The sequence below is a fragment of the Streptomyces chisholmiae genome (assembly GCF_031845445.1).
Taxonomy (GTDB): domain Bacteria; phylum Actinomycetota; class Actinomycetes; order Streptomycetales; family Streptomycetaceae; genus Streptomyces; species Streptomyces chisholmiae.
In genome coordinates, this window is the sequence record NZ_JAVREO010000280.1 from 1 (window position 1) to 407 (window position 407).

Here is a 407-nt window from a genome sequence, read left to right on the forward strand (position 1 = left end):
CCTTGAAGACATCGGTCAGCGAGGCGGCGGCCAGCACGGTCAGGTTCGCGGCCGGGGCGCCGGACCCGGGCGCGGAGCTGTCGGACGGCTTCGCGCTTGAGTCGTCGTTGCCGCAGGCGGCGAGCGGGACGAGGAGGGCGGCTGTCAGGACGGCGGCGGCGGTACGGCGGCGGGTGAGCAGGAGAGACATGAGGGTGAGGCTCCTTGGACTGCGGGCCCGGTCGGCGGGGTGCCGTCCGGGCAGGACGAGGCCGCGCGGGGCGCGGTGCGGTGGCGGCGGGGGGAGGTGGTCGCGCGGTGGTGCGGGCAGCGCTCGGCGCCCGGCCGCCGGTGGGGGGCGGCCGGGGCGCCGGGGTCAGGTGCGGTCGATGTGCACGCTGGTCGACTTCACCCGGGCGGTCGCCTGC

1 pseudogene is annotated in these 407 nt (G+C 78.1%); it reads right to left on the reverse strand.

The annotated features are described in order from the left end of the window. A pseudogene (locus RM844_RS33200) lies at positions 1 to 190 on the reverse strand (molybdate ABC transporter substrate-binding protein); the annotation flags it as partial. Positions 191 to 407 lie beyond the last annotated feature (217 nt).